Origin of the sequence: Azospirillum griseum (assembly GCF_003966125.1) — a bacterium.
Classification (GTDB): domain Bacteria; phylum Pseudomonadota; class Alphaproteobacteria; order Azospirillales; family Azospirillaceae; genus Azospirillum; species Azospirillum griseum.
In genome coordinates this window covers 1-809 of the sequence record NZ_RXMA01000114.1, presented here as the reverse complement: position 1 = coordinate 809, position 809 = coordinate 1, and the positions used below count along the sequence as shown (strand labels likewise).

The window sequence follows — 809 nt, the reverse complement described above, 5'->3', positions numbered from 1 at the left end:
CCGGCGACCGCGTTCAGCAGGGTGGATTTGCCGCAACCCGACGGGCCGAGCAGACAGACGAACTCGCCCTTCTGCACGTCCAGATCGATGTTCTGCAGGGCGACGATCCTCTGCGCGCCGACGGTGAAGACCTTCTCCACCCCGCGAACCTGGATCTGGGGAACGGCGGTCCGGCTGGCGGGAATGCTGGTCATGGCGGCGTAATCCTGGGTCATTGTCAACAAGCTGGCCATTGCGATGTCTCCCCGCCTTCAGCTGTCCAAGCCGCGATGCCAGCGCAGCAGATGGTTGTTCAAACGATTCATCGCGATGTCGATGCCCAGCCCCAGCAGGCCGATGGTGAACATCCCGGCGATGATCTTGTCGGACCACATGAACTCGCGCGCTTCGAGGATGCGGAAGCCCAACCCGGCGTTCACCGCGATCATCTCCGACACGATGACGACGATGAAGGCGGTGCCGATGCCGATCCGCGCGCCCGCCAGGATGTAGGGGGTGGCGGCGGGCAGGATGACGCGCAGGAACATGGTGGTCGGCCCGGCCCCCAGATTGCGGGCGGCGCGCAGATAGATGCCATCGACGTGGCGAACCCCGGCGATGGTGTTCATCAGCACCGGAAAGAACGCGCCGATGGCGATCAGGAAGATGGCGGGCGCGTTGCCCAAGCCAAACCACAGGATGGCGAGCGGGATGTAGGCGATGGGCGGGATCGGGCGCAGCACCTGCAACAGCGGGTCCATCAGCCCATAGGCGCGCTCGCTGGTTCCCATCACCAGCCCCAGCGGCAGGGCCAGCCCGGCCCCGACGGC

The 809-nt window shown here is 65.9% G+C and carries 2 protein-coding genes; both read right to left on the bottom strand.

The window, feature by feature from the left end; all coding sequences use genetic code 11:
* Positions 1-233, bottom strand: a 233-nt coding sequence (locus tag EJ903_RS26390; protein ID WP_126620823.1) for an ATP-binding cassette domain-containing protein, incomplete at its 3' end; no start/stop codon positions are given.
* Between the two features lie 18 nt (positions 234-251).
* A partial coding sequence (locus EJ903_RS26385; RefSeq protein ID WP_148105322.1) for an ABC transporter permease occupies positions 252-809 on the bottom strand: 558 nt, incomplete at its 5' end.